17 protein-coding genes are annotated in these 19,169 nt (G+C 72.8%); 12 read left to right on the plus strand and 5 right to left on the minus strand.

Annotated elements, in window-relative coordinates:
- Positions 1 to 52 precede the first annotated feature (52 nt).
- Positions 53 to 1,318, plus strand: a complete 1,266-nt coding sequence (locus tag ACFUUZ_RS00855; RefSeq protein WP_378690892.1) for a uracil-xanthine permease family protein — start codon at positions 53 to 55, stop codon at positions 1,316 to 1,318.
- Here the strand turns inward: ACFUUZ_RS00855 and ACFUUZ_RS00860 are convergent.
- On the minus strand, positions 1,309 to 2,766 hold the full coding sequence (locus ACFUUZ_RS00860) for an aldehyde dehydrogenase family protein (RefSeq protein ID WP_378690821.1): 1,458 nt from the start codon (positions 2,764 to 2,766) through the stop codon (positions 1,309 to 1,311). The two genes, ACFUUZ_RS00855 and ACFUUZ_RS00860, sit on opposite strands and share 10 nt — an antisense overlap.
- Positions 2,767 to 3,007: 241 nt before the next feature.
- On the opposite strand from ACFUUZ_RS00860, the gene ACFUUZ_RS00865 reads away from it, so the two are divergent.
- Complete coding sequence (locus tag ACFUUZ_RS00865; protein WP_378690824.1) at positions 3,008 to 5,347, plus strand: nitrate- and nitrite sensing domain-containing protein; 2,340 nt, start codon at positions 3,008 to 3,010, stop codon at positions 5,345 to 5,347.
- 1 nt (position 5,348) lies between these two features.
- Entirely contained in the window at positions 5,349 to 5,756 is a 408-nt protein-coding gene (locus tag ACFUUZ_RS00870; RefSeq protein WP_378690827.1) for a roadblock/LC7 domain-containing protein, read from the plus strand.
- Positions 5,757 to 5,758: 2 nt separating this feature from the next.
- Here ACFUUZ_RS00870 and ACFUUZ_RS00875 read toward each other — a convergent pair whose 3' ends face one another.
- On the minus strand, positions 5,759 to 6,589 hold the full coding sequence (locus ACFUUZ_RS00875; RefSeq protein WP_378690829.1) for an alpha/beta hydrolase: 831 nt from the start codon (positions 6,587 to 6,589) through the stop codon (positions 5,759 to 5,761).
- A gap of 209 nt (positions 6,590 to 6,798) precedes the next feature.
- Between ACFUUZ_RS00875 and ACFUUZ_RS00880 the strand changes: the two genes are divergently transcribed.
- Complete coding sequence (locus tag ACFUUZ_RS00880) at positions 6,799 to 7,626, plus strand: alpha/beta fold hydrolase (RefSeq protein WP_378690832.1); 828 nt, start codon at positions 6,799 to 6,801, stop codon at positions 7,624 to 7,626.
- A gap of 323 nt (positions 7,627 to 7,949) precedes the next feature.
- Positions 7,950 to 8,558 (plus strand): hypothetical protein, encoded by a 609-nt coding sequence (locus ACFUUZ_RS00885; protein ID WP_378690835.1) that lies wholly within the window; start codon positions 7,950 to 7,952, stop codon positions 8,556 to 8,558.
- 211 nt (positions 8,559 to 8,769) lie between these two features.
- Here the strand turns inward: ACFUUZ_RS00885 and ACFUUZ_RS00890 are convergent, their stop codons facing one another.
- Positions 8,770 to 9,111, minus strand: coding sequence for an STAS domain-containing protein (locus ACFUUZ_RS00890; RefSeq protein WP_378690837.1), 342 nt, complete (start codon positions 9,109 to 9,111; stop codon positions 8,770 to 8,772).
- Positions 9,112 to 9,264: 153 nt separating this feature from the next.
- Here ACFUUZ_RS00890 and ACFUUZ_RS00895 point away from each other — a divergent pair, with 153 nt between their 5' ends.
- From ACFUUZ_RS00895 to ACFUUZ_RS00910, 4 genes are all read left to right on the plus strand, one after another.
- Positions 9,265 to 9,678: an ATP-binding protein gene (locus tag ACFUUZ_RS00895; RefSeq protein ID WP_378690840.1), complete on the plus strand. Its 414-nt coding sequence runs from the start codon at positions 9,265 to 9,267 to the stop codon at positions 9,676 to 9,678.
- Positions 9,679 to 9,905: 227 nt separating this feature from the next.
- Positions 9,906 to 11,396, plus strand: coding sequence for a Y4yA family PLP-dependent enzyme (locus ACFUUZ_RS00900; RefSeq protein ID WP_378690843.1), 1,491 nt, complete (start codon positions 9,906 to 9,908; stop codon positions 11,394 to 11,396).
- Complete coding sequence (locus ACFUUZ_RS00905) at positions 11,393 to 12,712, plus strand: pyridoxal-phosphate dependent enzyme (RefSeq protein ID WP_378690846.1); 1,320 nt, start codon at positions 11,393 to 11,395, stop codon at positions 12,710 to 12,712. Before ACFUUZ_RS00900 ends, ACFUUZ_RS00905 begins: the two co-directional genes overlap by 4 nt.
- A 5-nt stretch (positions 12,713 to 12,717) precedes the next feature.
- Entirely contained in the window at positions 12,718 to 13,920 is a 1,203-nt protein-coding gene (locus tag ACFUUZ_RS00910; RefSeq protein WP_378690849.1) for an aminotransferase class V-fold PLP-dependent enzyme, read from the plus strand.
- On the opposite strand, the gene ACFUUZ_RS00915 is transcribed toward ACFUUZ_RS00910, so the two are convergent.
- On the minus strand, positions 13,921 to 14,790 hold the full coding sequence (locus tag ACFUUZ_RS00915) for a class I SAM-dependent methyltransferase (protein ID WP_378690852.1): 870 nt from the start codon (positions 14,788 to 14,790) through the stop codon (positions 13,921 to 13,923).
- Between the two features lie 99 nt (positions 14,791 to 14,889).
- Here ACFUUZ_RS00915 and ACFUUZ_RS00920 point away from each other — a divergent pair, with 99 nt between their 5' ends.
- A complete protein-coding gene (locus ACFUUZ_RS00920; RefSeq protein ID WP_378690854.1) occupies positions 14,890 to 15,879 on the plus strand; it encodes a permease in 990 nt (329 codons plus the stop codon).
- Positions 15,876 to 16,571, plus strand: coding sequence for a TIGR03943 family putative permease subunit (locus ACFUUZ_RS00925; protein WP_378690857.1), 696 nt, complete (start codon positions 15,876 to 15,878; stop codon positions 16,569 to 16,571). Before ACFUUZ_RS00920 ends, ACFUUZ_RS00925 begins: the two co-directional genes overlap by 4 nt.
- A gap of 67 nt (positions 16,572 to 16,638) precedes the next feature.
- On the opposite strand, the gene ACFUUZ_RS00930 is transcribed toward ACFUUZ_RS00925, so the two are convergent.
- Positions 16,639 to 18,471: an alkyl/aryl-sulfatase gene (locus tag ACFUUZ_RS00930; protein WP_378690860.1), complete on the minus strand. Its 1,833-nt coding sequence runs from the start codon at positions 18,469 to 18,471 to the stop codon at positions 16,639 to 16,641.
- 191 nt (positions 18,472 to 18,662) lie between these two features.
- On the opposite strand from ACFUUZ_RS00930, the gene ACFUUZ_RS00935 reads away from it, so the two are divergent.
- Positions 18,663 to 19,151, plus strand: a complete 489-nt coding sequence (locus ACFUUZ_RS00935) for a DUF1269 domain-containing protein (protein ID WP_378690862.1) — start codon at positions 18,663 to 18,665, stop codon at positions 19,149 to 19,151.
- Positions 19,152 to 19,169 lie beyond the last annotated feature (18 nt).

Consider the following 19,169-nt stretch of genomic DNA (forward strand, 5'->3'; position numbering starts at 1 on the left):
GCCGATGCCGCAGACTGCTTGCATGACGACCCCCGAACCGCACACCGGCGCGATGTTCCGGTGGACGAAGGTCGACACCGGCGGCGTCATCGGGCCCGGCGAGCGGCTGACCTGGCCGCGCACCGTCGGCATCGGGCTGCAGCACGTGGTCGCGATGTTCGGCGCCACCTTCCTGGTGCCGGTGCTCACCGGCTTCCCGCCCTCGACCACGCTGCTGTTCTCCGGGATCGGCACGCTGCTGTTCCTGCTGATCACCCGGAACCGGCTGCCCAGCTACCTGGGCTCCAGCTTCGCGATCATCGCGCCGGTGCTCGCGGCCACCGCCTCGAACGGGATGGGGGCCGCGCTCGGCGGGATCGTGGTGGTCGGCGCGCTGCTGGTGGTGATCGGGGTCGTGGTGCAGGTCGCCGGGACCGGCTGGATCGAGGCGCTGATGCCGCCGGTGGTCACCGGCACCATCGTGGCGCTGATCGGGCTGAACCTGGCGCCCACCGCCAAGGCCAACTACGAGCAGGACGCGATCACCGCGACGGTGGTACTGGTGCTGCTCGTGCTCTGCCTGGTGCTGTTCCGCGGGCTGCTCGGCCGGTTGGCGATCGTGGCCAGCGTGCTGCTCGGCTACCTGTTCGCGCTGGCCCGCGGCGAGGTCGACACGTCAGGCATCGCCGACGCGGCCTGGGTGGGGCTGCCGGAGTTCCACGCCCCGAGCTTCCAGCTCGCGGTGCTGCCCATGTTCCTGCCGGTGGTGCTGGTGCTGGTCGTGGAGAACATCGGCCACGTCAAGTCGATCACCACCATGACCGGCATCGACTACGACAAGCGGATGGGCCGGGCGCTGGCCGCCGACGGCATCGCCACCGTGCTGGCAGGCAGCGGCGGCGGCTCGGCCACCACCACCTACGCCGAGAACATCGGCGTGATGGCGGCGACCAAGGTCTACTCGACCGCGGCCTACTGGGTCGCGGGCGCCGCCGCGGTCGCGCTCAGCCTCTCACCCAAGGTGGGCGCGGTGATCGCCGCAATTCCGGCGGGCGTGCTCGGCGGGGTCACCACCGCGCTCTACGGCCTGGTCGGCATTCTCGGCGTGCACATCTGGGTGACCAACCGAGTGGACTTCGGCAAGCCGATCAACCAGTTCACCGCCGCCATCCCGCTGGTCGTCGGCATCGCCGACTTCACCTGGCGGATCGGCGACCTGAACTTCGGCGGCATCGCGCTCGGCGCGTTCGCCGCGCTCGCGATCTACCACGCCATGCGGGTGATCGGCGGCCTGCGCGGGACGGTCGAGCCCGATCACCCCGGCGCCGGTCAGAGCTGAGCCCAGACCGACTTGGTCTTGAGGTACGCCTCGATGCCCTCGCGGCCGAACTCGTGGCCCCAGCCGGACTGCTTGTAGCCGCCGAAGGGCACGTTGTGGTCGAAGTTCAGCTGGCTGTTCAGCGTCACCGTGCCCGCCTGCAGCTTCTTGGCGATCCGGTGCGCCCGGCTGAGATTCGTGGTCCATGCGGTCGCGGCCAGGCCGTAGCTGGTGTCGTTGGCCAGCGCCGCGGCCTCCTCCTCGGTGTCGAAGGGCAGCACGGTGACCACCGGGCCGAAGATCTCCTCCTGGTACAGCCTGCTGGTGGCCGGGTCGACGCCGGCGAGCACGGTCGGGTGCACGAAGTAGCCGGGGCGGTCCAGCCGGTAGCCGCCGGTGACCACCTCGACGCCGTCCGCCTTGCCCTCGTCGATGTAGCCCATGACCCGCTTCAGTTGCTTGGCGCTGATCAGCGGGCCGCTCATGCAGCCTTCCTCCTTCGGGCTGCCGAGCTTGAAGTTGTTCGCGACGGTCGCGAGCCCCTCCACCACCCGGTCGTAGACCCCGCGCTGCACGAAGATCCGGGAGCCGCAGACGCAGCCCTGGCCGGAGTGCACGAAGATGCCCATGGCGGCCATGAAGATCGCCATGTCCAGGTCGGCGTCGTCGAAGATCAGCACCGGTGACTTGCCGCCCAGCTCGAGCATGACCTTCTTCAGGTTGCCGGTCGAGGCCTCCACGATCTTCTTGCCGACCTCGGTGGAGCCGGTGAAGGCGATCTTCTCCACGTCCGGGTGCGTGGTGAGCGCGGCGCCCGCGGTGTGGCCGTAGCCGGTCACCAGGTTCGCCACGCCGTCCGGCACGCCTGCCTCGCGGATCAGCCGGTCCAGCAGCACCGCCGAGAGCGGCGTCTCCTCGGCGGGCTTGATCACGCTGCTGCACCCGGCGGCGAGCGCGGGCGCGATCTTGGCGCAGGCGTTGAAGATCGGCCCGTTCCACGGGAAGATCAGCCCGACCACGCTGTGCGGCTCCTTGAGCGTGTACGCGTGCATGTTGGCGTAGTTGCCGGAGACGCCGCCGGACATCTGCACCTCGTAGGCGCTGCCGTTGGTCTTGGTGCACCAGCCGGCGTAGTAGCGGAAGAACTCGGCGCTGGTCGGCAGGATCATCTTGGCCTGGGCCAGCGGCATGCCGGTGTTCAGCGAGTCCAGCTCGGCGAACTCGTCGGCGTGCGCGTCCATCAGGTCGGCGATCTTCCACAGCACCTTGGCGCGCTCGCGGGCGGGCTGCTCGTGCCAGACCCCGGACTCGAACGCGGCCTTGCCGCGCGCCACCGCCTCGTTCACCGCCTCGCCGCCGCCGTCGGTGAACTCGGTGATCTGCTCCTCGGTCGAGGGATCGATGACCGGGATGACGTCGCCCGTGCCCGGGCGCTCGCGAATGTCGTCCAGTACCGACTGCAGTGTCATGGCGAATCCCTTCCGGTGCCGAGCCCCGATGCCCTCGAGCGCTGTGCACATGCTTAGCACCGCCGCGAAGCGCTGGTCAATATCTTGCTCTCGAAAAAAGAGAGTGTTATTCTCGCCCGGTATTTCCACTCGGACGGAGTCAATGCCGATCCCGATCAGCGGGACAGAAGCGGACTGTACGGCTTCGACTCAGTAGTTTGTGTCGATGTTCACAGTGCGGCTCGGTGTCCGGACGAGGGTTTTGGCCATCGCGCTCGTCCCGAGTCTTTCCCTGCTCGCGGTGGGCGTCGGCACCACCGCGTACCTGGTCACGCAGAGCAACGACACGCACGCCTGGGCGGTGGAGACCGGCAGCGTCATCGATTCCAGCCGTGCGCTGGTGGAGTCGCTGCAGGCCGAGCGGCTCGGCACGATGGCGCGGCTGGCCGGCGACACCGACGCGGCCGCGGGGCTGCCCGCGGCGCGCACCGAGTTCCAGGCCGCGGTGGACGCGCTGAACGCCGCCAAGGGCGAGCTCGGCGCGGTCGACACCTCGCTCACCGAGGACGTCGGCGGCATCGACACCATGCTGCAGTACCTCTCCGGCGTTCGCACCGCGACCGATGCCGGGCAGCTGCCGCCCGCCGACGCCTACAACTTCTTCAACCAGGTGCTGGACAGCGTCGTGGTCGGCTCGCAGCTCTCCCAGCAGCTCGCCCCGGACGCCGAGATCGGCGTCGAGCTGGCCGAGGCCATGCAGATCCTGAAGTCCGCCGAGTCGATGGCGCGCAGCCACGCGCTCGCCATCGCGCTGGAGTCCGGGCAGGGCGCGCTGACCGTCCCGGTGGAGGAGTTCGCCCGCCAGGTCGGCTACTACCGCATCGAGATCGGCAACCTGAGCCGCGATATCGACCCCGAGCAGAGCGCCGCGGCGAACGCGCTGATCAACAGCGAGGCCTGGCGCAAGCTGGACGTGGTGGAGAACGTCATCGGCTGGCGCGCGGTGACCAGGGCGACCGCCGCTGCCGCCGGGCCGGGCGCCGCGGCTGCCGCTGCCGCGCAGCTGCCGCCGCTGCCGATCCCGGCCGCGGAGTGGCGGGCGGCGGCCGCCGAGATCAACCGGCAGCTGATCGACATGTGGGTCGCGCAGAGCACGCGGACCCAGCAGCTCGCCGCCGACAAGGCCGCCGATGACTCGCGCAACGCGCTGCTCGCGGGTGCGGGCGTCGGCCTCGTCAGCCTGCTCGCCATCGGCATCTCGGTGGTGCTCGCGAACCGGATCATCCGGCGGCTCAAGCGACTTCGCTCGGAGACGCTGACCCTGGCCGATGTCACGCTGCCGGAGATGATGCGCAAGCTGGAGAACAGCGAGCCGGTCGACCCCGCCGCGGGGGCCCCGAACCTGGACTTCGGCGCCGACGAGATCGGCGAGGTCGCCGAGGCATTCGGGCACGCGGCGGGCACCGCGGTGAACGCCGCGGTCGCCGAGGCCCGCACCCGTGACGGCGTGAAGTCGGTGTTCCTGAACATCGCGCACCGCAGCCAGGTCGTCGTGCACCGGCAGCTGGAGATCCTGGACGAGGCCGAGCGCAAGCAGGAGGACCCGGCCATGCTGGAGACGCTCTTCCGCCTCGACCACCTCGCCACCCGCGAGCGCCGCAACGCCGAGAACCTGATCATCCTCGGCGGCGGGCAGGTCGGGCGGCAGTGGCGCAACCCGGTCGCGATGATCGACCTGGTCCGCTCGGCCGTGGGGGAGACGCTGGACTACTCGCGGGTGCGGGTGGCGCGGATGCCCCAGGTGCACGTGCACGGCGGCATGGTCGCCGACCTGGTGCACCTGCTCGCCGAGCTGGTCGACAACGCCACCAGCTTCTCCCCGCCGCAGTCGCGGGTCGAGGTGACCGGCAGCGTGGTCGGGCGCGGCGTCGTGGTCGAGATCGAGGACCAGGGTATGGGCATGCCCACCGGCGATATCGTGCGCGCCAACGAGATGCTCACCGCACCGCCGGATTTCGGCGTCGCGGCGCTCTCCGGTGATTCCCGGCTCGGGCTCTTCGTGGTCGCCCGGCTGGCGGCGCGGCACGAGATCGCGGTGAAGCTCGCCGAGTCGGACTACGGCGGGATCAGGGCGGTCGTGCTCATCCCGGCGACGCTGCTCGCCAGCGTGCTGCCGGGGGAGACGGTCACCGACGGCGCGGCGATGGGGCGCGCGCCGCAGCAGCCCGCGCTGGAATCGCCGGGCTCGCCGCAGGCCAGGCGCTCCGCGGTGCTGGTCGCCGACCCGCTCGCCGAGACCCAGAGCTTCCGGCCGGTCTCCGCTCGCCCGGCCCGGCCGTACCCGGGGGAGGCGCCGGAGCAGCAGCCGGTCTCGCAGCCGCTGCGGCTGCCCCAGGACGGCCGCCCCGAGCTGCCCAAGCGCAACCGGCAGGCCAACCTCAACCCGCACCTGCACGGCGCCACCGCCGCGGCGCCGCGCACCGCGGAGCGGCCGCGGCTCACCGCCGAGCAGGCCAGGGAGATGATCTCCACCATCGAGAACGGGACGCGACAGGGGCGGCGGGCGAGCGCCGCCGAGCAGGCCGACGGCAAGGAGAGCTGAGATGACCGCACCCGAACCCGCCGACCTGAACTGGATCCTGGACGACCTGGTCGAGCGGCTCGCCGGGGTCAGGCACGTGGTGGTGCTCTCCACCGACGGGCTGCTGCTCGGCCGCTCGGCCGCGCTGACCCAGGAGGACGCCGAGCACTTCGCCGCCATGTCCTCCACGCTCTACGGCCTCGCCCGCAGCGCGGGCGCCCGCTTCGAGGGCGGCGGCGTGCGCCAGGCCATGATCGAGCTGGACCGCGCGGTGCTCTTCGTGACCGCCGCGGGCCCGAACGCCTGCCTGGCGCTGCAGACCACCGACGCGGCGAACCTCGGCACCGTCGCCTACGAGATGAACCTGACCGTGCAGCGGGTCGGCAGTTACCTCACCACCACCCCGCGGCACGGCCTGGCCGGTCGCTGAGCTCAGCCGTCGGTCGCCTCCGCCGCGGCGACCACGACCGCGGTCACCTCGCCCGGCCGGGAGACCAGCGACGCGTGCGCGGCGTCCACCTCGGTGGTGGTGCCCGGCGCCGCCCGCGACGCCATGAAGCGCTGCAGCGCGGGCGGGATCACCCGGTCCTGCTGCGACACCAGGTACCAGCTCGGGACCGAGCTCCAGGAGGGGGCGCCGGAGGGCTCCAGGTTGGCGGTCAGCGCGGCCGACTTCTGGTGCGCGAACATGTCCGCCGCGGTGGCGGCATCGACGTCCTGGGCGAAGACCTCGTGGAAGTACGGCTCGGCGATGTAGCCGTCCAGGTTGCTGCCGCCGGGGCCGGTGGCGTCGGCGACCACGCCGAGCTGCAGCGCGGGCGGGAGCAGCCTGCTGCCCGGGTAGGTGATCGGGTTCAGCAGCCCCTGCACGAACTCGCCCTGCGCCGGGGCGAAGGCCGCGATGTAGACGCCTGCGACCACGTCCGGGTCGTGCGTGTTGGTGATCACCGCGCCGCCGTAGGAGTGGCCGACCAGCACGATCGGCCCCGAGATCCCGGCCAGCGCGCGCTCCAGCGCCGCGGAATCGTGCGACGGCCCGCGCAGCGGGTTGTCGAAGGTGCGCACCGGGTAGCCCTGCGCAGCGAGCTGGGCGGCGACATCGCGCCACCCGGACGAGTCGGCGAAGGCGCCGTGCACCAGCACGACGGTCGGCTTGGTGCCGGGCTGGGCGGCCGCCGGGCCCGCGGCGAGGCCGAGGACGGCCGCGGAGACGGCGATGGCGGCGGCGAGGCGCCGCAGGCAGGTGGTGCTCGGATCGGACATCGGTTCGGTCCCTTTCGTACGGTTCGCTTGCGCTCAACGTAGAACCGGACGCGGCGCCGGATCTGGCTGTGCGTGCACAGCGCTGTTCCGAGAGCGCAGCTGCTCCGTGAGTACAGAACCGTGCGCGCAGACGCAGTTCGCGGCGGTGCCGTTGGCCTACCTTCGGCCGGGTCAGGGCACGAGCCACCACCCGACCGCGAGGGCGAACCATGCCGATCCACACCACCGCCGACGGCACCGAGATCTACTACAAGGACTGGGGCCGCGGCCGCCCGGTCGTGCTGAGCCACGGCTGGCCGCTGAACTCCGACAGCTGGGAGGGGCAGCAGCTGTTCCTGGCCGAGCACGGCTACCGGGTCATCGCGCACGACCGGCGCGGGCACGGCCGCTCCACGCAGAGCTGGGACGGCAACGAGATGGACACCTACGCCGACGACCTGGCCGGGCTCATCGAACACCTCGACCTGCGCCAGGTCACCCTGGTCGGCTTCTCCACCGGCGGCGGCGAGGTGGCCCGCTACCTCGGCAGGCATGGCAGCGCGCGGATCGCGCAGCTGGTGCTGGTCGCCGCGGTGCCGCCGTTCATGCTGCGCACCGAGGACAACCCCGGCGGGGTGCCGATCGAGGTCTTCGACGGCATCCGCGCGGGCTCGCTCGCCGACCGCTCGCAGACCTACCGCGACCTCGCCGACGGCCCCTTCTTCGGCAACAACCGGCCCGGGCAGCACCCCTCGCAGGGCATGCGCGATGCCTTCTGGCGGCAGGGGCTGCAGGCGGGCGCGCGCAACGCCTACGAGTCCATCGCCGCCTTCTCCGCCACCGACTTCCGCCCGGACCTGGACGCCGTCGACGTGCCGACGCTGGTGATCCACGGCGACGACGACCAGGTGGTGCCGTTCGAGGTCGGCGGCAAGGCCGCCGCCGCCCGCATCCGCGGCGCCGCGCTGACCGTGTACCCCGGTGCGCCGCACGGCATCACCGACACTCACCGCGACGAGCTGAACGAGGACCTGCTCGCCTTCCTCCGCACCGTCTGAGGCCAGCTGCCGCGCCCGCCGATCATCATGGGCCACTCCTTCGGCGGCACCCTGACCCAGCTGCTGGTCGCGCGTGGTCTACGACCGCTACGCCATCCCGGCGCCGGGGTCGTGGGTCTTCGAGTACGGCCTCTTCGCCAATTTCACCCCCGGCCACCAGGAGACCGCCCGGGAACTCGTGGCAGTCGGTCACCGCCGCGGACTTCCGGTACGTGCGGTGGTTCCCCCGGTTCACCGAGGGCGGCATGATGTGGTCGCCGCCGCCCGCGACGAAGAGCAGCGGGGCGCGGTCCCCGCGACGGTAGTCGACCCAGGAGAAACGCATGGCAGTGATCGTCGGCGGCCCCGGCTGCGACCGCTCCGCCGAGCCCGCCACCGCCCGCGGCGTGTTCCGCCGCAACAGCCCCGTCTCGGCGATCGACTTCGACACCTCCGGCGCCAACCCGGTCTGCGTGGAGGCGTGGAGCTTCGGCAGCGTGAGCATGATCCGCACCGCGGTCTCGGAGATCCGGCTCGCGCGCTCGCCGCGGGACATCTCGCACGGCCCCACCGGCACGCTCGGCCTCGCCGTGCAGGAGCGCGGCATCGGCCGGTTCGAGCAGTTCGGCCTCGCGCATGTGGTGCACCCCGGCGAGCTGCTGCTCGCGGACCTGGACGCCCCCTACACCTTCCACTGGGCGGGCGGCGGCAGCTCGCGCTGCGTCCGGATCCCGGTCGCCGCGCTGGAGATCCCGCACACCGAGCTCGCCCGCGCCGCGGGCACACTGCACCTCAGCCCGCTCTACGACCTGGCGCGCGGGCACATCGGCACGCTCGACATCGGCAGGGCGGGCGAGATCTCGCGGGCCGCGGGGGAGGCGCTGAGCACCGCGACCATCGCGCTCGCCGAAGCCGTGCTCGGCACCACGCGCCGCCGCCGGAGCCGGGGGTGAGGAGGTGGCCGTCATCTACCACTCCGGAAGCCTGCCGAGCCGGGACCGCGAGGACGCCGCCAAGACCGCGATCCTGGAGGCGGCCTGGCCCGCCACCATCGAGCTGGGCGCGCTCATGCTCGACTACCTCGACGCACCGGTTCCGGGATGCCTTCGGCTGCTCGCCCTCGGCGTGGCGCCGGGCCAACCGGCACCCGGCCGACGCCTGAGCTCAGTCCGCGAGCGCGGCGGCCAGGTCGTCGTAGACGTCGAGCACCCGGTCCAGCCCGGTGACGCCGAGCGGGCGCCGGACCGCGGCCGAGGCCACGACCCGCAGTCGGGCCCGGTGGTGCACGTCGACCAGCACCTCCAGCCCGGAGGAGTCGAAGAACTCGATGCGCGAGAGGTCGAGCACGGTCGGCAGCCCCGACGGGTCCTGGGCCCGGTCGAGGGCCTCACGAAGCCGCGCCGCCGTCACCATGTCCACCTCACCGGACGCGGTGACCACCACCGCCGCCTCGCGCGGTTCGGTCGCGATCTCGAATCCGGACCACTGCTGCCCCATGCCGTCCATGCCCTCCGCCGTGGTCCCGTCTCGGTTTCTCGCGGGTTACCCAGCCGCCGGCGGCTCTATCGGTGCTGGTGGCAGCATCACACCGGCGGTGGTGGCGGGCAGGTGTGATTCGGGCGCGGCCGGGTACGCACCCGAACGACGAGGAGGAAGAGCATGATCGCTACCGACGGTGAGGAGGCCGCGCTGCGGGTCGAGTTCCCGGCCGCCGCCGAGGAGTTGCCCGCGGTGCGCAGCAGGCTGCGCGGCTGGCTGGCCCGCGCCGTCCCCGACGCGGACCGCGCCTACGATCTGCTCCTGGCCGCGGGCGAGGCCTGCACCAACTCCGTCGAGCACGGGCACCGCGGCGACCGCGGCCCGGTGCGGCTCGTCGCCGAGCTGCGCCGCGGCGAGGTCAGGATCACCGTCACCGACAGCGGGCGCTGGCTGCCGCGCGCGACCATCCGGGAGAACGGCACCGTGCAGCGCCGCGGCCGCGGCCTCGCCCTCATGCGCGAGCTGACCGCGCACACCCGCCTCACCATCCTGGAGTCCGGCACCACGGTCGAGCTCTGCGCTCCCGCCGTCTGACCGACCGCGCGCCGGCGTGTGCTCGCCGGTAACCATCGCGCCGCGGCAGTGCCGCGGCAGCGCACCGGCAGGGATTGCGACGCGCGGGTCACGCACCCGGCCGTATCCTGGAAGCCGGAATCCGTTGCTGTGGCGGGTTTCCGCGCGCGCGTCTGAGCTGGATGTTTGCTTCTTGCTCTTGCGGTGGAGGTGCCGATCGAGACATCGTTGTTACGAACGATAATCATGTGCACCTGAACCGTGGCGTGACGGTGGAGCTCGAAGGGGGTGCCGTGGACGCGGACCTGGTGCTGAGACCGCGCGTCGATGGTTTGCTGACCGAGGTGCTCGCGGCGCCGGAGCGGCTGGCGGAGCTGGTCGAGGCGCTCGGCTCGCCGCTGAACCTGGTCCTGCCGCGGCGGCTGGCGGAGAACGCCGCGGCCTTCCGCGCGGTCTACGCGGAGCACCGGCTCGGCGGCACGATCTACTTCGCGCACAAGGCGAACCGCTCCACCGCGCTCGTCCGCGAACTCGCGGCGACCGGCTGCGGGATCGATGTCGCCTCGCTCGGCGAGCTGCGGCACGCGCTCGCGGCCGGCTTCGCCGGCGAGCGGATCATGGCCACCGGCCCCAAGGACGCCGAGTTCCTGTGGCTCGCGGCGCGGGTCGGCGCGGTGGTCGGCGCGGACTCCGCGGCGGAGTTGACGAGCCTGGCAGGCATCGTCGACCGGTTCGGCTTCGACCCGGTGCGGGTGCTGATCCGGATCGGCGGCTTCGACTCGCCGGGCGTGCCGATTCTGAGCAGGCCGAGCCGCTTCGGCGTGCACGCCCGCGAGCTGCCCGCGGTCTACGACCTCCTCGACCGGCACCGGAGCGAGCTGCGGCTGCTCGGGACCGCCTTCCACCTGGACACCACCGGCATCGAGGAGAAGGCGCTCGCGCTGGAGGGCTGCCTGCTCGCCATGGGCGAGGCGATGGCGCGCGGTTTCGCCCCGACCGCGATCGACATCGGCGGCGGCTTCGGCGTGAACTACCTGGCCGCCCGCGCCGACTGGGAGCGCTACACCACCGAGCTCGGCCGCGCGGTGCTCGGCAGGCGCCCGGCCATGACCTGGCAGAATTACGGCTACGGGCTGCGCGCCGATGGCGCGACGCTGCGCGGCGGGCTCGGTCTCTATCCGGCGCACCGCGACCTCGCGGGCGCCGACTACCTCGCCGAGCTGCTCGCCCGCGAGTCCGCCGCGCTCGGCAGGCCGCTGGCGACGCTGCTGCTGGAGAACCTCTACGACCTGCACATCGAGCCCGGCCGCGCGCTCACCGACCAGTGCGGCCTCACCCTGGCCCGGGTCGCCGAGGTGCGGACCCTGCACACCGGCGACACCCTGGTCCGGCTGGCCGCCAACTCCCGCGACATCAGCACCGAAGACCATGCGGTGCTGATGGATCCGGTGCTGCTGCCCGCGCGGCAGGCGCCGGGCGAGCAGGCCCCGGTCTACCTCGGCGGCAACCTGTGCCTGGAGGACGACTTCCTCACCCGCCGCGCGGTGCTGCTGCCGCGGCTGCCGGTCCCGGGCGACCTGCTGGCCTTCGTGAACACGGCGGGCTACTTCATGGATTTCGCCGCGGGGCCCGCGCTGATGCAGGCGCAGGCCCGCACGGTCGCGGTCTACCCCGAGGACGGCGGCTGGGGCTGGTGCCTGGATGAGCAGTATTGGCCGGGGAAAGGTGACCGATCGTGAAGTTCGAGAGCATTCTCGATGTCATCGGCGACACGCCGCTGGTCCGGATCGCACCGGAGGTGCACGGGCTGAGCAACATCGACCTCTACGCGAAACTGGAGATGCTGAACCCCTTCGGCTCGGTGAAGGACCGGCCCGCCTGGAACATGGTGCGCGACGAGCTCCCCGACGCCGTCGAGCGCGGCGCCGCGGTGGTGGAGCTCTCCAGCGGCAACACCGCCAAGGCGCTGGCGGTGATCGCGGCCATGCACGGCCTGCCGTTCAAGAGCGTGACCAACCGGATGCGGGTGCCCGAGGTCAAGGACCTGCTGCTGCTGCTCGGCGCGCAGATCGAGGAGCTGCCCGGCCGCACCGAGTGCCTCGACCCCACCGACACCGAGGACCCGCTGACCCGCATGTACCGCTCGCTCTCCGCGGCGGGCACCGGATACCTGCACACCGACCAGTACTTCAACCCGCGCAACCGGGACGCCCACCGGGCGGGCACCGCGCCGGAGATCATCAAGGACCTCGACGGCACCGGCCCGGACATCTTCGTCGCGTGCGTCGGCACCGCGGGCTCCTCCACCGGCGTGGCCGGGATGCTGCGCGAGGCCAACCCCGGGGTCTCGGTGCTCGGGCTGGTCGCGGCCAAGAGCGACTTCATCCCTGGCATCCGCAATATCGACGAGGTCAACGAGGTCGGGCTCTTCGACCCGGCGAACTACGACGGCATCGACGCGGTGACCGCCGACGAGGCGATCGACGGCATGCTGGTGCTGAACCGTCGCTGCGGCATCCTCGGCGGCCCCACCTCGGGCGCCGCCTACGCGGGCGCGCTGCGGCACCTGGCCGCGCTGGACGCGGAGCTCACCGAGCGCCGCACGGCGGTATTCATCGTGTGCGATCGAGTCGAGAGCTACATGAGCTACCTCCGCAAGCGCCGCCCCGCGCTCTTCAACCAGCCGGAGCGCGCCGACTCGCCCGCGACCGTGACCGACGCCGAGGTCGCCGCCGTCGCGCAGCTCGACGTGGCCGCCGCCAGGGCGTGGATCGAGGCGGAGCGCCCGCTCGTGGTCGACCTGCGCGGCTCGTTCGCCTACACCGCCAGGCACATCCCGGACTCGATCAATATCGTCGACGAGCTCTTCGGTGAGCTCACCCGCGGCGGGCTCCCGTTCGGCGCGGGCAGGCCGGTGCTGCTGGTCTGCCCCGTCGGGGAGCAGTCCGCCCGGTACGCCGCGCTGCTGACCCGCCTCGGCCACCGCGATGCGCGCAGCCTGCTCGGCGGCGTCGTCGCCTGGCGGGACGCGGGCGCCCCGCTGGTCAGGGACTGATCACCGTGTCCGACCCGACCCTGACCCGGCTGGCGGAGTGGCAGCGCGACCTGCGCGCGCAGTTCCCGATCATCGCGGCCAACCCCGACCTCGCCTACCTCGACAACGCCGCCACCACGCAGAAGCCCGCGGCGGTGCTGGACGCCGTCACCGAGTACCTGACCACCGGCAATGCCAATGCCGCGCGCGGCGCCTACCCCTGGGGCACCGCGACCACCGCCAGGATCGAGGCCGCCCGCGACCGCGTCCGAACCGCGCTGGGCGACACCGGGACCGGGTCGACGGTGGAGTTCGTCGACGGCACCAGCGGCGGGCTGCGCGCGGTGGCGGGGGACTGGCTGGCCGGGCAGCTGCGCGACGGCGACGAGATCATCGTCCCCTTCGGCGACCACGAGGCCAACCTGCGGCCATGGCTCGACCTGCGAAAGCGGCTGGAGCAGGCCGGAATCGGCATCCGGGTGCTCGCGCTGCCGGTCGACCCGGCCTCCGGCGACTACGACCACCGTGCGCTGCCCGCGCTCGTCGGCCCGCGCACCCGGTTCGTCGCGGCCACCCAGGTGCACCACGTCTTCGGCGCGGACATGAACCTGCACCGGGTGCGCGCCGCGGTCGGGCCGGAGGTGCCGATCTGCGTGGACGCCGCGCAGGCCGTCGGGCACCGGCCGGTCTCGGTCGCCGAGACCGACGCCGACTTCGTGGTGTTCTCCGGGCACAAGATGCTCGCGCTGCCCGGCGTCGGCGCGGTCTGGGCGCGCAACCGGCTCGGCCCGCGGTTCGAGCTCGGCGGCTGGCGCGGCACCCCGAACACCGCCGGGATCGTCGGCCTCGCGGCCGCGTTCGACTGGCTCGACGCCGCCGGGCTACCCGAGATCCTGGCCTGGACCACGGCTTTGACCACCCGGCTCACCGACGGGCTGCGCCGCCTCCCCGACATCGAGGTACTCGGCTGCCAGGACAGCCTGGCCGCCGATTCGCCGGTGCAGCGCCGGGAGGGCATCGTGACCTTCCGGCACGCCCGCGTCCGCTCCGACGACCTCGGCTTCGTACTGGCCGACGAGGGGATCATGGTCCGCGCCGACAGCCACTGCCAGGCCGGGCGGGACTCCCGCGACCACGCGGTGCGGGTCAGCGTGCACGTCTACAACACGCCCGCGGAGATCGATCGGGTGCTCGAGGTGGTCCGGCGCTGCGCGGCGATGCCGAGCTGATCAGCGCTCGGGTCGGCGGCCGCGGAAGCCGGTGCGCGCGGTCAGCAGGGTGAGGTCGGCGCGGTGGCCGAGCCAGGCCCGCGCCTCCGGGTCGAGCAGCTGCGCCCAGGCGGCGGCGTCGTCCGGGGTCAGGAACGGCCCGGCCCGGCGGACCCTGGCCGCGAGCTCGGCCAGCACCACCGCGCGGACCTCGGCGCTCAGCGGGGCCGGGATGTCCACCAGCGCGGTGAACGCGGTCACGTCGGAAAGTCCGGCGTCGCCGAGGATCTCGGCCCAGCCGCGGGCCGGCCGCCGCGCCCCCGGCCTGCCGAAGAACCACTGCGTGAAATGCCGGTCGTGCGCCTCGTCGAGCCGCACCTCCAGCCCGGGCCGCCCGATCCCGATGTCCCACGGCAGGCACCGGGTCGGCAGCCCGCCCTCGGCCAGGCACAGCACCCCGCCCGGCCGCAGCAGCCCGGTCAGCGCCCGCGCGGCGGCGTCCCAGTCGCGCGCATGGTGCACGCACCACGACGACCACACCGCGTCGGCGGGCTCGGGGAGCGGCGGCACCCCGTCCTCGATGTCGTGGCAGACCGCGCGGATCCGCTCGGCCACCCCCGCCACCGCCGCGGCGGCCAGCGTCGCGTCGAGCATCGAGCGGTCGAGGTCGACGGCGTAGACGCGCCCGCGCTCGCCGACGGCCTGCGCCAGCGCGACCGTCGCGGAGCCCGCGCCCGGGCCGATGTCGACCACGACGTCGCCGTCGCGCACGCCGAGCGGCTCCAGCAGCCGCCGGGTCGCGTCGAGGTAGACCGCCTCGGCCGCCGCGGGGTCGTCGGTCGAGGTCCCGGTGCCCGGCTTGCCGGTCCGCTGCTGCTGGCTGGTTGTCACGCCGGGGATATTACTGAATATGATTTTCAGTGTGTGGGCGGCTCGCGGGTCGCCCGTCGGATAGTGTCCGGCGAGTCGATCTTCGGGAGGGGTGCGTTCGTGGTCGCGCAGGATGGCACGCGGCGTCTCTCCTCGACCTGGCTGCTCGCCGGTCTGGTGATCGCCGGGGTACTCGCACAGGGGGTGCTGACGAACGCGGTGGCCGCGTCGGTGCGGGCGCGGGCGGCCTGCACTGTCTTCGCCGGGGTCTTCGTGCAGGCGGTCCCGTTCCTGGTGCTCGGGGTGGTGCTGAGCGGCTTCATCGCCGCCTTCGTCTCGCCGCGGCTGATCGGGAAGGTGCTGCCGCGCAACGAGACCGCGGCGATCGGCGTCGCCGGGCTGGCCGGTGCGGCGGTGCCGGGCTGCGAGTGCGGCGTGGTGCCGGTCGCGCGGCGCCTCACCGACCAGGGCGCGCCGGGCGCCGCGGCGCTGGCCTTCATGCTCTCGGCGCCCGCGATCAACCCCATGGTGCTGATCGCCACGGCGGTCGCGTTCCCCGGCGAGCCCGGGATGGTGGCGGCGCGGTTCGCCGGCTCGCTGGCGACCGCCGTGCTGATGGGGCTGCTGTGGTCGCGGTTCGGGCAGCCCGGCTGGATGACGCCGACCCCCGCGCACCTGCACCACACGGCGGGGCGCACGCGCTGGGCGGTCTTCACCGAGGCGGCCAGGCACGACCTGGTGCAGGCGGCCGCCTTCCTGGTGGTCGGCGCGGGCGCGGCCGCGCTGCTGCACGTCGCCGTCCCGCCCGACTGGTACGAGCACCTCGCCGGGCAGCTGCTGCTCGCCGTGCTCGTCCTGGCGGTGCTGGCCGTGCTGCTCGCGCTCTGCTCGGAGGCCGACGCCTTCGTGGCCGCGAGCATGTCCGCGCTGCCGCTGCTGCCCCGGCTGGTCTTCCTCGTGGTCGGCCCCGCCGTCGACGTCAAGCTCTTCGCCATGCAGGCAGGCACCTTCGGCCGCGCCTTCGCGCTCCGCTTCGCCCCGCTGACCTTCGCGGTGGCGGTGCTCTGCGGCACCGCGGCCGGGCTGCTCTTCCTCGGCGGCGCCCGATGAGGCGCGAGACCGAGAACCTGCTGCTCCTGCTCGTCGGCGCCGCCGTCCTGGTGATCACGCTGAACGGCAGCTACCTGCGTTACGTCAAAGCGGGGCTCTACCCCTTCCTGCTGGCCGCGGGCGCCTGCTTCGTCCTGCTCGCGCTGATCGCCATCGCCCGCGACATTCGCCGCGGCGGCAACGCCCTCCCGCACACCCACGGCCGCGCCCCCTGGCTGCTGCTGATCCCGGTGGCCGCACTGCTGCTGATCGCGCCCCCCGCGCTCGGCTCCGAGGTGCTGGTCACCGGCTCCGCCGTGCGGCCCGCCGAACCGGAGGAGGGAACGGCCCAGCGCGCGATGCCGCCGCTGCGGGACGGGGAGGCGCCGCGGCTGCAGATCGTGGACCTGGTGAACCGGGCGGTGTGGGACACCGCAGGCTCGCTCGACGGGCGCGAGGTCCGCATCAGCGGCTTCGTCGCCGGGCCCGACCTCGTGCGGGTCGTGATCAGCTGCTGCGTCGCCGATGCCCGTTACGTGTCCGTGCACCTGGCCGGGATGCCGGAGGCGGTCGAGGACGATGCCTGGATCGAGGTGCGCGGTCTCGTCGAGCCGGGCAGTGCCCGGCGCGACCCCGACCTCGTTCCCACCGTGCGGGTGGTCGGGTACCACCGGATCGAGGCTCCGGAGGGGCGCTACGAGTACGCGCGGTAGCCGGGCGCTCAGGGGGTGACGATCGAGAACGCCGGGTCGAAGGTGTCCAGCAGCTCGCCGAGCCGCGTCAGCGCCTCTCGTCGCCGGTCAGCCGGAGCGCGCCCGCGGGCAGCTCGGCCAGCGCGTCCGGCCGCAGCAGCACCGCGACCAGCGCCTGCTTCGGCCCGGCGAGGGTGAGCTGCGCCTTCGGCGAGTGTCCCCGCCGCGCGTTGAGCACCCCGCGCCGGATCCAGGTGTTCCACCGCCCGTCCGCGTCGGTGAAGTCCAGGTTCAGGTGGATGTCGGCGTCGGCGGCCCGCTCGCCGACGATGTGCACCGCCACGAAGTCGAAGAGCAGGTCGATCGGCATGGCCAGGACACTGTCGGCGCTGGCCGTCACGTACGGCGGCGGCTGGGTGCCCTCGCGCAGCTCCTTGGCCGCGGAGAGGAAGATCCCGCGCCACTGCGGCCCCTCGGACTGGTACCCGAGCTGCTCGTAGGCGTCGGCCTGCAGCTGCTTGGCCGCGGTGTGCTCCGGCTCGGCGAAGACCAGCGCGTGCAGGATCTGCGCCGCCCACCGGTAGTCGCCCGCGTCGAAGGCGCGCCGCCCCTCGGCCAGGATCCGGTCCGCCCCGGCGAAGGCCACCAGCCGCTTCGCCGATGCCACCGGCGGGTGCGGGTGCAGCGAGACCGGGTCGCCGTCCCACATGCCGAGCTCCTTGGTGAAGACCGCGCGCACGTCGTGGTGCAGGGTGCCGTGGTAGCTGCGGTTCGGCCAGTCGCGGCCCAGCTCCTCGGGGAGCTCCAGGATCTCGGCCGCCTCCAGCGGGGTGTAGCCCCGGTTGGCCAGGCGCAGCGCCTGGTCGTGGATGAACTTGTAGGTGTCGCGCTGGGATTCGAGCAGGGCGGCGATGTTCTCGGTGCCCCACACCGGCCAGGTGTGCGGGCCGTAGTGCACCTCGGCGTCGTCGCCCCAGCGCTCAAGCGTCTCGTCCAGGTAGCGGGCGAAGTTGCGGGCGTCGCGGGTACGGGCGCCGCGCAGGGTCTGGATGTTGTGCAACGCATGGTTGGCGTTCTCCGCGCAGGTCAGCGCGCGCAGCTCGGGGATCCAGATGTGCATCTCCTCCGGCGCCTCGGTGTCGGGGGCGTAGAGGAACTCGAACTCGATCCCGGCCAGCTCCCGCTTCTGCCCGGTCGCGGTGATCGTATCGGTGGGCGACAGGTAGGAGACCGAGACGCCCTTCGCGGTGTCGACGCCGATGCCGCAGGTGAGATGGCCGCGCGGCCCGTGGTCGAGCAGCGCGCCGAAGGCGTAGAAGCTGCGCCGGGCCATGGCGTTGCCCGCGACCACGTTCTCCCCGATGGCGTATTTGTCGAAGGCGAGCCCCGGCGCCACGATCGGCACCCGGCCCGACGCCACGTCGTCGGCGTCCACCACGCCCTTCACCCCGCCGTAGTGGTCGATGTGGGTGTGCGTGTAGATCACCGCCGCGACCGGCTTGTCGCTCACGTGCTCGCGGATCATCCCCATGGCCTGCCGCGCCGCCTCCACGCCTGCCATGCAGTCGATCACCACCAGCCCCGCCGCGCCCTCGACCACGGTCAGGTTGGCGATGTCGTTGTTGCGGACCTGGTAGAGCCGGTCGGTCACCCGGAACAGCCCGCCGCGCGCCAGCAGCCTGCTCTGCCGCCACAGGCTCGGCTCCACCGAGTCCGGCGCCTCGTCCCCGGCCTCGGAGAGGTAGGCGTAGTCGGCCGGGTCGAAGGCGACCGCGCCGCCGGGGGCGGTGTAGGCGCCGGGCAGCTCGGCGATCAGGCCGCGCCGGGCGTCCTCGAAGTCGCGGCGGTCGTCCATGGCGTACTGCCGCACCGCCGCCCGGTTCGCCGCGGTGGTGTACGAGGTCGGTTCCTTCGGGCACATGGGTTCCTCCACGGGACGGCGCGGCCGGGTGTGCGTCCCAGTCTCGGCACGGCGGGCGGGCACCGGCCTCACCCGTTCCGGGTGAACCCCGGTATCACCCGATTCGGGCGAGGCGCCCGACCCCCGCGTTTCCTACCGTCGGGCGCAGGCGGGCCGCCGGGTCGCGCCTCCCCGACGAAAGGACCTGAGCTGTGGCCACCACCCTGACCGTGTGGAAGTTCCCGACCGCCACCGGCGCCGACCAGGCGATCAACACCCTGGAGGAGCTGCAGCGCGAGCAGCTCATCGAGGTGCACGACGGGGCCGTCGTCAAATGGCCGGACGGCGCGAAGAAGCCCAAGACCGAGCAGCTGCGCTCGCTCACCGGCGTCGGCGCGCTCGGCGGCGCGTTCTGGGGCCTGCTGTTCGGGCTGCTGTTCTTCGTGCCGCTGCTCGGCGCTGCCGTCGGCGCGGGCATCGGCGCGCTCACCGGGTCGCTCGCCGACGTCGGGATCGACGACGGCTTCATCAACCGGGTGAAGCAGCAGATCACCCCGGGCACCTCGGCGCTGTTCGTGCTGACCTCCGACGCCGCCCTCGACCGGGTGCACGAGCGGTTCGCAGGCCAGCAGGCCGAGCTGCTGTCGACCAACCTGACGCACGAGCAGGAGGCCAAGCTGCGCGAGGTCTTCGCCGCCTGAACCACGGCAGCCTCGCCG

The sequence above is a fragment of the Nocardia sp. NPDC057353 genome, from assembly GCF_042667085.1.
Lineage (GTDB): Bacteria > Actinomycetota > Actinomycetes > Mycobacteriales > Mycobacteriaceae > Nocardia.

Bases quoted from the DNA above. Each gene is read 5' to 3' on its own strand.
- ACFUUZ_RS00855 (WP_378690892.1), top strand. From the start codon at position 53: ATGTTCCGGTGGACGAAGGTCGACACCGGCGGCGTCATCGGGCCCGGC.
- ACFUUZ_RS00860 (WP_378690821.1), bottom strand. From the start codon at position 2,766: ATGACACTGCAGTCGGTACTGGACGACATTCGCGAGCGCCCGGGCACG.
- ACFUUZ_RS00870 (WP_378690827.1), top strand. From the start codon at position 5,349: ATGACCGCACCCGAACCCGCCGACCTGAACTGGATCCTGGACGACCTG.
- ACFUUZ_RS00875 (WP_378690829.1), bottom strand. From the start codon at position 6,589: ATGTCCGATCCGAGCACCACCTGCCTGCGGCGCCTCGCCGCCGCCATC.
- ACFUUZ_RS00880 (WP_378690832.1), top strand. From the start codon at position 6,799: ATGCCGATCCACACCACCGCCGACGGCACCGAGATCTACTACAAGGAC.
- ACFUUZ_RS00885 (WP_378690835.1), top strand. From the start codon at position 7,950: ATGGCAGTGATCGTCGGCGGCCCCGGCTGCGACCGCTCCGCCGAGCCC.
- ACFUUZ_RS00890 (WP_378690837.1), bottom strand. From the start codon at position 9,111: ATGGACGGCATGGGGCAGCAGTGGTCCGGATTCGAGATCGCGACCGAA.
- ACFUUZ_RS00895 (WP_378690840.1), top strand. From the start codon at position 9,265: ATGATCGCTACCGACGGTGAGGAGGCCGCGCTGCGGGTCGAGTTCCCG.
- ACFUUZ_RS00925 (WP_378690857.1), top strand. From the start codon at position 15,876: ATGAGGCGCGAGACCGAGAACCTGCTGCTCCTGCTCGTCGGCGCCGCC.
- ACFUUZ_RS00930 (WP_378690860.1), bottom strand. From the start codon at position 18,471: ATGTGCCCGAAGGAACCGACCTCGTACACCACCGCGGCGAACCGGGCG.